This window comes from Streptomyces sp. NPDC002779 (genome assembly GCF_042888685.1).
Lineage (GTDB): Bacteria > Actinomycetota > Actinomycetes > Streptomycetales > Streptomycetaceae > Streptomyces.
This window is the reverse complement of sequence record NZ_JBIAQC010000007.1, coordinates 221,090-234,165: the sequence shown is the minus strand read 5'-3', so window position 1 is coordinate 234,165 and position 13,076 is coordinate 221,090. Positions and strand designations below refer to the sequence as shown.

Sequence of the window (13,076 nt, the reverse complement as noted above, 5' to 3'; positions counted from 1 at the left end):
CCACCATGACTACCGACACCACCACCCAGAACACCCCGGACGCCGCCACCCCCGGCACCCCCGTCCTCGACGCACGCGGCGTCACGATGCGCTTCGGCGGCCTCACCGCCGTACGCAACGTCGACCTCACCGTCAACAGCGGCGAGATCGTCGGGCTCATCGGCCCCAACGGCGCCGGCAAGACCACCTTCTTCAACTGCCTCACCGGCCTCTACATCCCCACCGAGGGAGAGGTCCGCCACCGGGGCACCGTCCTGCCGCCCAAGTCCTTCAAGGTCACCGCCGCCGGCATCGCCCGGACCTTCCAGAACATCCGGCTCTTCGCCAACATGACCGTTCTGGAGAACGTCCTCGTCGGCCGCCACACCCGCACCAAGGAAGGCCTCTGGTCCGCCCTGCTGCGCGGCCCCGGCTTCCACAAGGCCGAAGCCGCCTCCCGCGCCCGCGCCATGGAACTCCTGGAGTTCGTCGGCCTCGCCGCCAAGTCCGAGCACCTCGCCCGCAACCTGCCCTACGGCGAACAGCGCAAGCTCGAAATCGCCCGAGCGCTCGCCAGCGAACCGAGCCTGCTCCTCCTCGACGAGCCCACCGCCGGCATGAACCCCCAGGAGACCCGGGCCACCGAGGAACTCGTCTTCGCCATCCGCGACAAGGGCATCGCCGTCCTCGTCATCGAGCACGACATGCGGTTCATCTTCAACCTCTGCGACCGCGTCGCCGTCCTCGTCCAGGGCGAAAAGCTCGTCGAAGGCGACAGCGCCACCGTCCAGGGCGACGAACGCGTGGTCGCCGCATACCTCGGCGAACCCTTCGAAAGCGCCCCCGGCGCCGACGAGGCCGCCGAAGTCGAGGCCGCAGAGACACAGGCCGACACCACGACGGAGGCCGCGCCCGGCAAGGAGAACGACCGATGACCGCACTCCTCGAAGTAGAAGACCTCCGGGTCGCCTACGGCAAGATCGAAGCCGTCAAGGGCATCTCCTTCACCGTCGACGCAGGCCAGGTCGTCACCCTCATCGGCACCAACGGCGCCGGCAAGACCACCACCCTGCGCACCCTCTCCGGCCTTCTCAAGCCGGTCGGCGGCCAGATCAAGTTCAACGGCAAGTCGCTGAAGAAGTACCCCGCCCACCAGATCGTCTCGCTGGGACTCGCCCACTCCCCCGAGGGGCGCCACATCTTCCCCCGCATGACCATCGAGGACAACCTCCGCCTCGGCGCCTTCCTGCGCAATGACAAGCCAGGCATCGAGAAGGACATCCAGCGCGCCTACGACCTCTTCCCGATCCTCGGCGAACGTCGCAAGCAGGCCGCGGGCACCCTCTCCGGCGGTGAGCAGCAGATGCTGGCGATGGGCCGCGCCCTGATGTCCCAGCCGAAGCTGCTGATGCTCGACGAGCCCTCCATGGGCCTGTCGCCGATCATGATGCAGAAGATCATGGCGACGATCGCCGAGCTGAAGTCCCAGGGCACCACGATCCTGCTGGTCGAGCAGAACGCCCAGGCGGCGCTCTCGCTCGCCGACCAGGGTCACGTCATGGAGGTCGGCAACATCGTCCTGTCCGGCACCGGCCAGGACCTCCTCCACGACGAGTCGGTCCGCAAGGCCTACCTCGGCGAGGACTGATCCGCCACGACTGAGGCCCGCACCCCCGGCGGAGGGTGCGGGCCTTCGTCGTACACGCTTCCCGGACTAGCCCTTGGCCGCCTTCTTCTCCTCGGCGTCCTGGATGACGGCCTCCGCGACCTGCTGCATCGACATCCGCCGGTCCATCGACGTCTTCTGGATCCACCGGAACGCGGCGGGCTCGCTCAGCCCGTACTCCGTCTGCAGCACCGACTTCGCCCGGTCCACCAGCTTGCGCGTCTCCAGCCGCTGGGTGAGGTCCGCGACCTCCTTCTCCAGCTCCTTCAACTCGGTGAACCGCGACACGGCCATCTCGATCGCCGGTACGACATCACTCTTGCTGAACGGCTTCACCAGATACGCCATCGCCCCGGCGTCCCGCGCCCGCTCGACGAGGTCGCGCTGCGAGAACGCGGTGAGCATCAGCACCGGGGCGATGCTCTCCTCGGCGATCTTCTCCGCGGCGGAGATCCCGTCGAGCTTGGGCATCTTCACGTCGAGGATCACGAGATCGGGCTTGTGCTCCCGGGCCAGCTCGACGGCCTGCTCCCCGTCGCCCGCCTCACCGACGACGGAATACCCCTCTTCCTCGAGCATCTCTTTGAGATCGAGCCGAATCAGCGCCTCGTCCTCGGCAATGACGACACGGGTCGTCAGCGGAGGCACGTGCGACTTGTCGTCGTCGGGCGCGTCTACGGGCTGGGGCGACTCGGGGGCGGTCACGGGGGCTCCTCGTTCAGGGCAGGGGTACAGCTCACAAGAGCCTACCTAGCTACGGTATGGTGGGGGCACGGCGGGTAACTGCTGACCTTCACATTGAAGGGGCCCCGGTAGCCCAGCGGTAGAGGCCATGGATTCAAAACCCATACAGCGTCGGTTCGAATCCGACTCGGGGCACTTTTCCTTGGATTCCAAGGTCGCCGAAAGAAAGCGGATGTCCACGTTCTCGTGAACATCCGCTTTTTGCTGCACGCCGCCGCGCTCCCCCTCACAGGCTGTTCGTATGTACGACATCAGCACACGTAAGCGGTCCCTCACGCTGGTCGCCCAGGGGCGCAGCCTGAATTCGGTCAGCCACGAGACGGGTATTTCCCGAGCCGCAATCCGCTCCTGGCAACACCGCCTTGAGCCCCTTCCCCGGATGACGGTTCCGGAGCCCGAACCACCCGCGGATGAGAGCGCGTACGCCTACCTGCTGGGCCTCTATCTCGGCGACGGCTGCATCAGCGCCCACCCGCGCAGCGGGTACTACCTCCGCATCGCGTGCGCCGACGCGTGGCCAGGACTCATGCACCAGTGCCGCGAGGCCATCTCCGACGTACGTCCCGGCATCGGCGTCTACACCCTTCAGCAGCAGGGCTACGCCATGGTGACCAGCTACTACCGGCACTGGCCCCACCTCTTCCCGCAGCACGGCCCCGGAAAGAAGCACGAGCGCACCATCGCCCTCGCCCCCTGGCAGCAGGAGATTGTGGAGGCCCACCCCTGGGAGTTCATCCGCGGCCTCATCCACTCCGATGGCTGCCGCATCACGAACTGGACGACCCGCCTCGTCCAAGGTGAGCGGAAGCGCTACGAATACCCCCGGTACTTCTTCACCAACCTGTCGACCGACATCATCCGCCTCTTCACCGAGGCCCTGGATCGTGTCGGCGTCGAATGGCGCTATGCGAACAGCCGCAACATCTCCGTCGCCCGCAAAGCCTCCGTAGCCCTCATGGACACCCACGTAGGGCCCAAGCACTGAACAGCGGCGCTACTTGGGGCTGTCGTCCTCGCCGATGTGGTGGACGCGGACCAGGTTCGTGGAGCCTGAGACCCCGGGGGGCGAGCCCGCCGTGATGACGACCGTGTCGCCCTTCTGGCAGCGGCCGTACTTCAGGAGCAGCTCGTCCACCTGCTCGACCATCGCGTCGGTGGATTCGACGTGGGGGCCGAGGAAGGTCTCCACGCCCCACGTCAGGTTCAGCTGCGAGCGCGTGGCCTGTTCCGGGGTGAAGGCGAGCAGCGGGATCGGGGAGCGGTAGCGGCTGAGGCGGCGGGCGGTGTCGCCGGACTGGGTGAAGGCGACGAGGTACTTGGCGCCGAGGAAGTCGCCCATCTCGGCTGCCGCGCGGGCGACCGCTCCGCCCTGGGTGCGGGGCTTGTTGCGGTCCGTCAGTGGCGGCAGGCCCTTGGCGAGGAGGTCTTCCTCGGCCGCTTCGACGATCTTCGCCATGGTGCGGACGGTTCCGATGGGGTATTTGCCGACGCTCGTCTCGCCGGAGAGCATCACGGCGTCCGTGCCGTCGATGACGGCGTTGGCCACGTCGGAGGCTTCCGCGCGGGTCGGGCGGGAGTTGTCGATCATCGAGTCGAGCATCTGGGTGGCAACGATGACCGGCTTGGCGTTGCGCTTGGCCAGTTTGATGGCGCGCTTCTGGACGATCGGGACCTGTTCGAGGGGCATTTCGACGCCGAGGTCGCCGCGGGCGACCATGATGCCGTCGAAGGCGGCGACGATGTCGTCGATGGCTTCGACGGCCTGCGGCTTCTCGACCTTGGCGATGACGGGGAGGCGGCGGCCCTCCTCGTCCATGATGCGGTGGACGTCCTCGATGTCGCGGCCGGAGCGGACGAAGGACAGGGCGATGACGTCGAAGCCGGTGCGCAGCGCCCAGCGGAGGTCGGCCTCGTCCTTCTCGGAGAGTGCGGGGACGGAGACGGCGACGCCGGGCAGGTTGAGGCCTTTGTTGTCGGAGACCATGCCGCCTTCGATCACCGTGGTGCGGACGCGGGGGCCGTCGACGGCGGTGACCTCCAGGCAGACCTTGCCGTCGTCGACGAGGATGCGTTCGCCGGGGGTGACGTCGGCGGCCAGGCCGGTGTAGGTGGTGCCGCAGTGTTCGCGGTCGCCCTGGGCGCCGGCTTCCACGGTGATGGTGAAGGTGTCGCCGCGTTCAAGGAGTACGGGTCCTTCGGTGAAGCGGCCGAGGCGGATCTTCGGGCCTTGAAGGTCGGCGAGCAGGCCGACGCTGCGGCCGGTCTCGTCGGAGGCCTTGCGTACGCGGTGGTAGCGCTCCTCGTGTTCGGCGTATCCGCCGTGGCTGAGGTTGAAGCGGGCGACGTCCATTCCGGCCTCGACCAGTTCCTTGATCTGGTCGTACGAGTCGGTGGCGGGCCCCAGAGTACAAACGATCTTCGCTCGGCGCATGTTTCGAGCCTATTGCTTACCGACGGGTAGCGAATTGGTCCCGCATGACTACTCAACAACCTTTTCGTGAAGGGCTATTGACAAGTGTTGAATTGTGCGACGGGGCGCTCTGATGAGCGAATTCCCGGGAATTGCTCACAGCGCCGGCGGTCGCATGGTGAACCGGGCGTTGACCTCGGCGTGGACGTGCTGGCGCTGGGGTTCCAGGTCGAGGGCGGCCACGGTGTCCTCGGCGGCCTCCGCGAAGGCCATGGACCGCATTCGTCCGGCGGCGGCCATCGGGCGGGGTCCGCCGTCCTCGGCGCCGATGTCGGCGAGTTCCACCAGTGCCGCGAGTGAGGTGCCGAGCGCCTCGGCGTATTCGCGGGCCCGTTGGACCGCCTCGCGGACGGCCTGTTCGCGGGCCCGGCGGTGGGCGGGTGAGTCGGGGCGCAGGTCCCACCAGGGGCCGTCGACGCGGGTGAGTTCGAGGTCGGCGAGGCGGGTGGCGAGTTCTCCCAGCGCGGTGAAGTCGGTAAGTTCGGCGGTGAGATGGACGGTGCCGTGGTAGGTGCGGACGCGTTCGCCGCGGCCGTGCTTGGTCAGCTCGGGCCGGACGGAGAAGGCGCCGCTCTCCAGCCGTTCCACCGCGTCGCCGTAGGACTTGACCAGGTCCAGGGCGGTGGCGTTGCGGCGGGTGAGGTCCTCCAGGGCGGTGCGGCGGTCCCGGCCCCGGGAGGCGACGGTGATGCCGATCCGGCCGATCTCGGGGTCGACTTCGAGGTGGGCTTCGCCGCGTACGGCGATGCGGGGGGCGTCGGGGGTGCCGTAGGGCAGGGCGGTGGGGGTGGTCATACGCCCCACTGTGTCACCGCTTGGCCGGGTGCGGACAGCTGCCTCACAGCCCGGGTCATCAGATCGCAATCTCGCGGACCTGTTGTGGGTCGCCATGTCCGGGACAGAATCTACGCGCGTCGGTCCGCTTTCACGCCCGGGATCTACGCGCGTCATGGACCATCCCGAGGAGAACCGAGACATGCCCCTGAACCGTCGGAAGTTCCTGAAGAAGTCGGCCGTGACCGGAGCGGGGGTCGCGCTGGCCGGTGCGGCGGCGCCCGCGGCCGGGGCCGCCGAGGAGAGGAAGGGGCCCCGGCCCGCCAAGCGGTACGCGCTGACGGTGATGGGCACGACCGATCTGCACGGCAACATCTTCAACTGGGACTACTTCAAGGACGCGGAGTACACCGACGCCAAGGGCAACGCGAAGGGCCTGGCCCGGATCGCCACCCTGGTGGAGCAGGTGCGTGCGGAGAAGGGCCGCCGCAACACGCTGCTGCTGGACGCCGGCGACACCATCCAGGGCACCCCGCTGACGTACTACTACGCCAAGGTCGAGCCGATCACCGCCGAGGGCGGTCCGGTGCACCCGATGGCGCAGGCGATGAACGCGATCGGGTACGACGCGGTGGCGCTGGGCAACCACGAGTTCAACTACGGCATCGAGACGCTGCGCAAGTTCGAGGAGCAGTGCGACTTCCCGCTGCTCGGCGCCAACGCGCTGGACGCCAAGACCCTCAAGCCCGCCTTCCCGCCGTACTTCATGAAGACGTTCCGGGTGAAGGGCGCCCCGCCGGTCAAGGTGGCGGTGCTGGGGCTGACCAACCCGGGCATCGCGATCTGGGACAAGGCTTATGTGCAGGGCCGGATGACCTTCCCCGGTCTGGAGGAGCAGGCGGCGAAGTGGGTGCCGAAGCTGCGCTCGATGGGCGCGGACGTGGTGGTCGTCTCGGCGCACTCCGGCTCCTCGGGCACCTCGTCCTACGGTGACCAGCTGCCGTACATCGAGAACTCGGCCGCGCTGGTCGCCCAGAAGGTGCCGGGCATCGACGCGATCCTGGTGGGTCACGCGCACACGGAGATCGTCGAGTTGAAGGTGACGAACGAGCAGACCGGCAGGACGGTGATCCTGTCGGAGCCGCTGTGCTACGCGCAGCGGCTGTCGCTGTTCGACATCGAGCTGGTCCTCGACAAGGGCCGCTGGACGGTCGAGTCGGTCGCGGCGAGCGTGCGGGACTCCCGGACGGTCGCCGACGACCCGGAGATCACCCGGCTGCTCGACGACGAGCACGACAAGGTGGTGGCATACGTCAATCAGGTCGTCGGCACCGCCACCGAGACGCTGACCACGGTGGACGCCCGCTACCGGGACGCCCCGATCATCGACCTGATCACCAAGGTGCAGGAGGACGTGGTCAGGGCCGCGCTGGCGGGCACCGAGCACGCCTCGCTGCCGGTGCTCGCGCAGGCGTCGCCGTTCTCCCGCACCTCGGCGATCCCGGCGGGCCAGGTGACCATCCGGGACCTGTCGAGCCTGTACGTGTACGACAACACGCTGGTCGCCAAGGTGATGACGGGCGCGCAGCTCAAGGCGTACCTGGAGTACTCGGCGGAGTACTTCGTGCGGACGGCGGCGGGTGCGGCCGTGGAGGTCGACAAGCTGACCAACGCGAACAACCGCCCGGACTACAACTACGACTACGTGTCGGGGCTGTCGTACGACATCGACATCGCCCAGCCGGCCGGGTCGCGGATCAGGAACCTGACCTACGGCGGTGCGGCGCTGGACGACGCGCAGCGGTTCGTGTTCGCGGTGAACAACTACCGGGCCAATGGCGGCGGCGCGTTCCCGCATGTGGCCTCGGCGCCGGAGCTGTGGTCGGAGTCGACGGAGATCCGCACCCGGATCGCCGAGTGGGTGACGGCGAAGGGGGTGCTGGACCCGAAGGACTTCGCGTCGGTGGACTGGAGGCTCACGCGGGACGGCACGCCGGTGTTCTGATCCTGGTGTGATGCGGCCTCAGATCCCGTCCCGCAGCGGCGTCAGTGCCTGCTGTCGGCGTGCGGAGGGGATCTGGGGCTGCTGTGTGTCCAGGCCGAAGGTGGTGAAGGCGGTGCGGCCGGGCAGGGGGTAGGGCTCTTTGCCGGTCAGGGAGTTGAGGACGGTCGCGCTGCGCCAGGCGGCGAGGCCGAGGTCGGGGGTGCCGATGCCGTGGGTGTGGCGTTCGGCGTTCTGGACGTAGATGTTGCAGCCGGAGCCGGTGACGGAGGGGTCGAGCACGAGCCGGAACTGCTGGTCCGCGCGCGGGCGTTCGCGACTGTCGCGGCGCAGGTAGGGGTCGAGTCCGGCGAGGATGCGGTCGAGGGGGCGTTCACGGTAGCCGGTGGCGAGGACGACGGCGTCGGTGGTGAGGCGGTCGCGGGTGTGCTGCTCGGTGTGTTCCAGGTGCAGTTCGATCTTGGTGGTGGCGATCCGGCCCGCGGTGCGCACCCGCACGCCCGGGGTGAGCACGGTGTCGGGCCAGCCGCCGTCCAGCGTGCGGCGGTAGAGCTCGTCGTGGATGGCGGCGAGGGTGCCGGCGTCGATGCCCCGGTGGAGCTGCCATTGCGAGGTGAGGAGCCGGTCGCGGGCGGGTTCGCCGAGCGCGTGGAAGTAGCGGGTGTAGTCGGGCGTGAAGTGCTCCAGGCCGAGCTTGGAGTACTCCATGGGGGCGAAGGCCGCGCTGCGGCCGATCCAGTGCAGCCGCTCGCGGCCCGCGGGGCGGGCGCGCAGCAGGTCGAGGAAGATCTCGGCGCCGGACTGGCCGGAGCCGACCACGGTGATGTGTTCGGCGGCGAGCAGTTCGGCGCGGTGGTCGAGGTAGTCGGCGGCGTGGTGGACGGGCACGCCGGGGGCGTCGACGAGGGGTTTGAGCGGGTCGGGGACGTACGGTTCGGTGCCGATGCCGAGGACGATGTTCCGGGTGTACGTGCGGCCCAGTGCCTCGGCCTCGCCGTCGGCGTCGAGCTGGGTGAAGTCGACCTCGAACACGTCCCGTTCGGGGTTGAAGCGGACGGCGTCGACCTGGTGGCCGAAGTGCAGGGCGGGCAGGTTCTGCGACACCCAGCGGCAGTAGGCGTCGTACTCGGCGCGCTGGATGTGGAAGCGCTCGGCGAAGTAGAAGGGGAAGAGCCGGTCGCGGCTCTTGAGGTAGTTGAGGAAGGTCCAGGGACTGGCGGGGTCGACGAGGGTCACCAGGTCGGCGAGGAAGGGGACCTGGATGGTGGCGCCCTCGATGAGCAGGCCGGGGTGCCAGGTGAAGGCGGGGCGCTGTTCGTAGAAGACGGCGTCGAGTTCGGCGAGCGGGTGGGCGAGGGCGGCGAGGGAGAGGTTGAACGGGCCGATGCCGATGCCGACCAGGTCGCGGGGTGTGTCGGAGGTGGGGCTCATCGGGGGGTGATTCCTTCCACGAGGTTCAGCAGGGCGGCCAGGTCGCCTTGGCTGGTGCGGGGGTTGAGGAGGGTGACCTTCAGCCACAGCCGGCCGTCGAGGCGGGCCCGGCCGATGACCGCGCGGCCGTCGGTGAGGAGGTCGCGGCGTAGGGCGGCGACGGTGTCGTCGGGGGCGGTGCGGGGCCGGAAGGCGACCGTGCTGAGGGTGGGGCGTCCGTAGAGCTGGAAGCCGGGGTGCCGTTCGACGAGGTCCGCGAACTCGGTTGCTCTGTCGCAGACTTGGTCGACCAGTCGGCCCAGTCCGGTGCGGCCGAGGGTCTTGAGGGTGACCGCGATCTTCAGGATGTCGGGGCGGCGCGTGGTGCGCGGGGAGCGGGCGAGGAGGTCGGGGAGACCGGCCTCGGTGTCGTCGTCGGCGTTGAGGTAGTCGGCGTGCTGGTGCAGGGCGGTGAGGTCGTGCGGGGCGCGGACGGTGAGGAGTCCGGCGGCGACCGGCTGCCAGCCGAGCTTGTGCAGATCGAGGGTGACGGTGTCGGCGGCGTCCAGGCCGCGCAGCTTGTGCCGGTGCCGGTCACTGAACAGCAGTCCGCCGCCGTAGGCCGCGTCGATGTGGAGGCGGGCGTGGTGGCGGGCGCACAGGGCGGCGATCTCGGGGAGGGGGTCGATGAGGCCGGCGTCGGTGGTGCCCGCGGTGGCGGCCACGAGGTGCGGTCCCGGGAGGCGGGCGAGGGTCTCGTCCAGGGCGGCGGGGTCGAGGGTGCCGGCGGGGGCGGGGACGACGACGGGTTCGGGGAGGCCGAGCAGCCAGGCGGCGCGCGGGAGGGAGTGGTGGGCGTTGGCGCCGTGGACCAGCCGGATTCCGCGGCGCGCTTCGCGGGCGAGGAGGAGGGCGAGCTGGTTGGACTCGGTGCCGCCGGTGGTGACCAGGGCGTCTGCGGGGGCGCCGCCCGGGCCCGCGACCAGTGCGGCGAGTGCCCTGGTCACCAGGGCTTCCAGCGCGGATGCCGCCGGGGCCTGGTCCCAGGAGTCCAGGGACGGGTTGAGGGCGCTCGCGGCCAGGTCGGCCGCGGTGGCCACCGCCAGGGGCGGGCAGTGCAGGTGGGCCGCGCACAGCGGGTGCGCCGGGTCGGCCGAGCCTTCCGCCACCGCCCGCACCAGGGCGTACAGGGCCCCCGGGTCGCCCTCCTCCGGGAGCGGGTCGCCCACGGCCTCCCGGACCCGGGCCGCCACCGCCTCCGGGCCGCCCGTGGGCAGCGGGCCGCCGCGGGCCCGGGTGCCGTCCCGCAGCGCGTCGAGGACGGTGTCGAGCAACGGGCCGAGGGCGGGCGGGCCTTCGGGTCCGGAGGCGAGGGGCGGCATGCTCATGGGGACCAGCTTGTACGCCCCTGCGGCGACGTGTCCGAAAAGCCCGGGGTTCGGAACCCGAAAGGGGGTACTTCCGGGCCGGGAAGACGTGCCGGAGCCGGACCCGCCCGTGGGCCGCTAGCTCTGCCGCACCCGCAACGCCCTGGCCAGGTCGTCCAGTTGATCCACCAGCTTGCGGCGCAGCGCCGGGATCGGGTCCGCCTCGCGCAGACAGGCCTCGCCCAGGCTCAGCGTCTCCCCGTCCACGGCGTACACGGGGAACGCCCAGCGGCCGACGACGTCGGCGATGGCGGGGCCGCGGCGGGCGGCGACGGCGACCGCGTCCCGGTAGTAGCGCGGCACGTACTCCCGGACCAGATCGGCCTGTTCGGGCTGCCAGAAGCCCTGGGCGGTGGCGGTGAACAGGTAGTTGGAGAGGTCGTCGGTGGCGAACATGGCGTCCCACGCGCGTGCCTTGGCTTGCGCGTCGGGCAGGGCCGCGCGGCAGCGGGCGGCGCCCTCCTGGCCGGTGGCGCTCGGGTCGCGCTCCAGCTCGGCGGCGATGGCGTTCTCGTCGGCGGCGCCGAGGACGGCGAGCCGGGACAGGATGCGCCAGCGCAGTTCGGGGTCGAGTTCGGGGCCGCCGGGCACGGTGCCGTCGGCGAGCCAGGCCGCGATGGGCTCGGGGTGCGCGGTGACGTCGATGTAGTGGCGTACGGCGATCAGGCGCAGGCCGGGGTGGTCGCCGTCCTCGGTGCGGCGGATGAGGTCGCGGCACAGGGAGGCGAGGGAGGCCAGGGCGGCGGGGCGTTCCTCGGGGGCGAGGTAGCGGTCGGCGACCTGGACGGAGGCGAAGCCGAGGACGCCCTGGGCGAGGGCGAGGTCGGTCTCGTGCGGGAGGTGGGTGCGGGCGGTCTCCAGGTAGGCGGCGGCCGGGAGTTCACCGTCGCGGACGGCGTCCCTGAGGGCGTTCCAGACGACCGCGCGGGTCAGCGGCTCGGGCAGCCCGGACAGGGCCGTGCGGACGCCTTCGAAGGAGTCGGGGTCGAAGCGGACCTTGGCGTAGGAGAGGTCGCCGTCGTTGAGCAGCAGGAGCGTGGGGCGCTTGCCGATGGGCCGCGGCTCGCTCTGCGGGATGTCGAGGTCGAGGCGTTCGCGCAGCAGCAGGCGGCGGCCTTCGTCGGCTACGTCGAGGTCGTAGAGGCCGACGGCGATGTGGTGCGGGCGGCTGCCGGTGTGCTCGACCTGCACGGTGCAGGTGCCGTCGGTGGCGGGCGTCACGCGCGGGGTGAGGGTGTCGACGCCGCTGGTGCGCAGCCAGGCGTCGGCCCAGGCGTGCACGTCGCGGTCGGTGTGGGCGGCGAGGGAGTCGATGAGGTCGGCGAGGGTGGCGTTGGCGAACTTGTGCCGTTCGAAGTGGGTGTTGATCCCGGCGAGGAAGTCCTTCTCGCCGAGCCAGGCGACCAGCTGGCGCAGTGCGGAGGCGCCCTTGGCGTAGGAGATGCCGTCGAAGTTGAGCAGTGCGGAGGCGGTGTCGTCGACGGCCTCGGGGGCGACGGGGTGGGTGGAGGGGCGCTGGTCGGCGTCGTAGCCCCAGCCCTTGCGGACGACTCCGAAGTCGGTCCAGGTGTCGGTGAAACGGGTCGCCTCGGTGAGGGTCTGGTAGCCCATGTACTCGGCGAAGGACTCGTTCAGCCAGATGTCGTCCCACCAGCGCAGGGTGACGAGGTCGCCGAACCACATGTGGGCCATCTCGTGGGCGATGACCATGGCGCGGGTCTGGCGCTCGGTGTCGGTGACGGCGGAGCGGTAGACGAACTCGTCGCGGAAGGTGACCAGGCCCGGGTTCTCCATGGCGCCGGCGTTGAACTCGGGGACGAACGCCTGGTCGTAGGAGTCGAAGGGGTAGGGCTCGGTGAACTTCTCGTGGTAGCGGTCGTAGCACTGCTTGGTGATGTCGAGGAGTTCGTCGGCGTCCGCGTCGAGGTGGGGGGCGAGCGAGCGGCGGCAGTGGAGGCCGAAGGGCAGTCCGCGGTGCTCGGTGGTGACCGAGTGCCAGGGTCCGGCGGCGACGGCGACGAGGTAGGTGGAGATCAGCGGGGTCGGCGCGGCCCGCCAGACGCCGTCGGTGTGCTCGGTGCGGCCGTTGGCGAGGACGGTCCAGCCCTCGGGGGCCTTGACGGAGAGCTCGAAGACGGACTTGAGGTCGGGCTGGTCGAAGGCGGCGAAGACGCGCTGCACGTCGTCCATGAACAGCTGGGTGTAGACGTAGGTCTCGCCGTCGGTGGGGTCGGTGAAGCGGTGCATGCCCTCGCCGGTGCGGGAGTAGCGCATGGCGGCCTCGACGCGCAGTTCGTGCTCTCCGGCGGTGAGGTGCTTCAGGGGCAGCCGGTTGCCGTCCAGGGTCTGCGGGTCCAGCGGCTGTCCGTCGAGCGTGACCGAGCGCAGTTCCGCGGGCTTGACCTCGACGAAGGTGTCCGCGTCGGCGCGCGTGGCGAAGCCGATGACGGTGACGGAGTCGAAGGTCTCGTCGCCCGTGGTCAGATCGAGTTCGATGGTGTAGCGGCGGACGTCGAGGAGCTGGGCACGGGTCTGCGCTTCGTCGCGCGTCAGTACGGACATGCAGGCCATGCTGCCTGATGCCATCGGCAAGGCACAGAGGCG

General features: G+C 70.0%; 10 protein-coding genes and 1 tRNA gene. 5 read left to right on the top strand and 6 right to left on the bottom strand.

From position 1 onward, the window contains the following. The first annotated feature begins 5 nt into the window (after nt 1–5). Entirely contained in the window at nt 6–914 is a 909-nt protein-coding gene (locus ACFYW5_RS21505; protein ID WP_389418638.1) for an ABC transporter ATP-binding protein, read from the top strand. Continuing rightward, the gene (locus ACFYW5_RS21500; RefSeq protein WP_389418637.1) at nt 911–1,627 is read left to right on the top strand and encodes an ABC transporter ATP-binding protein; all 717 of its coding nucleotides are present in this window, start codon (nt 911–913) and stop codon (nt 1,625–1,627) included. The genes ACFYW5_RS21505 and ACFYW5_RS21500 overlap by 4 nt, the downstream gene beginning before the upstream one ends. Before the next feature lie 66 nt (nt 1,628–1,693). On the opposite strand, the gene ACFYW5_RS21495 is transcribed toward ACFYW5_RS21500, so the two are convergent. Then, entirely contained in the window at nt 1,694–2,350 is a 657-nt protein-coding gene (locus tag ACFYW5_RS21495) for an ANTAR domain-containing response regulator (protein WP_389418636.1), read from the bottom strand. 101 nt (nt 2,351–2,451) lie between these two features. Between ACFYW5_RS21495 and ACFYW5_RS21490 the strand changes: the two genes are divergently transcribed. Continuing rightward, nucleotides 2,452–2,524 (top strand) — tRNA-Leu (locus tag ACFYW5_RS21490). A 106-nt stretch (nt 2,525–2,630) separates the two neighbouring features. Then, nucleotides 2,631–3,374: a helix-turn-helix domain-containing protein gene (locus ACFYW5_RS21485; RefSeq protein WP_389418635.1), complete on the top strand. Its 744-nt coding sequence runs from the start codon at nt 2,631–2,633 to the stop codon at nt 3,372–3,374. 9 nt (nt 3,375–3,383) lie between these two features. Here ACFYW5_RS21485 and pyk read toward each other — a convergent pair whose 3' ends face one another. Both pyk and ACFYW5_RS21475 read right to left on the bottom strand, forming a co-directional pair. After that, a complete protein-coding gene (gene pyk, locus ACFYW5_RS21480; protein ID WP_389418634.1) occupies nt 3,384–4,820 on the bottom strand; it encodes a pyruvate kinase in 1,437 nt (478 codons plus the stop codon). 135 nt (nt 4,821–4,955) lie between these two features. After that, nucleotides 4,956–5,654 carry an SIMPL domain-containing protein gene (locus ACFYW5_RS21475; protein ID WP_389418633.1) on the bottom strand — a complete coding sequence of 233 codons (699 nt, stop codon included), beginning with the start codon at nt 5,652–5,654 and terminating at the stop codon, nt 4,956–4,958. Nucleotides 5,655–5,835: 181 nt separating this feature from the next. Here ACFYW5_RS21475 and ACFYW5_RS21470 point away from each other — a divergent pair, with 181 nt between their 5' ends. Continuing rightward, complete coding sequence (locus tag ACFYW5_RS21470; protein ID WP_389418632.1) at nt 5,836–7,638, top strand: bifunctional metallophosphatase/5'-nucleotidase; 1,803 nt, start codon at nt 5,836–5,838, stop codon at nt 7,636–7,638. A gap of 18 nt (nt 7,639–7,656) precedes the next feature. Here ACFYW5_RS21470 and ACFYW5_RS21465 read toward each other — a convergent pair whose 3' ends face one another. The 3 genes from ACFYW5_RS21465 to pepN all read right to left on the bottom strand — a co-directional run bounded on the left by ACFYW5_RS21465 (nt 7,657) and on the right by pepN (nt 13,034). Then, the gene (locus ACFYW5_RS21465; RefSeq protein WP_389418631.1) at nt 7,657–9,066 is read right to left on the bottom strand and encodes a lysine N(6)-hydroxylase/L-ornithine N(5)-oxygenase family protein; all 1,410 of its coding nucleotides are present in this window, start codon (nt 9,064–9,066) and stop codon (nt 7,657–7,659) included. Beyond that, nucleotides 9,063–10,433, bottom strand: a complete 1,371-nt coding sequence (locus ACFYW5_RS21460; RefSeq protein ID WP_389418630.1) for a pyridoxal phosphate-dependent decarboxylase family protein — start codon at nt 10,431–10,433, stop codon at nt 9,063–9,065. The genes ACFYW5_RS21465 and ACFYW5_RS21460 overlap by 4 nt, the downstream gene beginning before the upstream one ends. A gap of 117 nt (nt 10,434–10,550) precedes the next feature. Then, nucleotides 10,551–13,034, bottom strand: a complete 2,484-nt coding sequence (gene pepN, locus ACFYW5_RS21455; protein WP_389418629.1) for an aminopeptidase N — start codon at nt 13,032–13,034, stop codon at nt 10,551–10,553. Nucleotides 13,035–13,076: the final 42 nt, after the last annotated feature.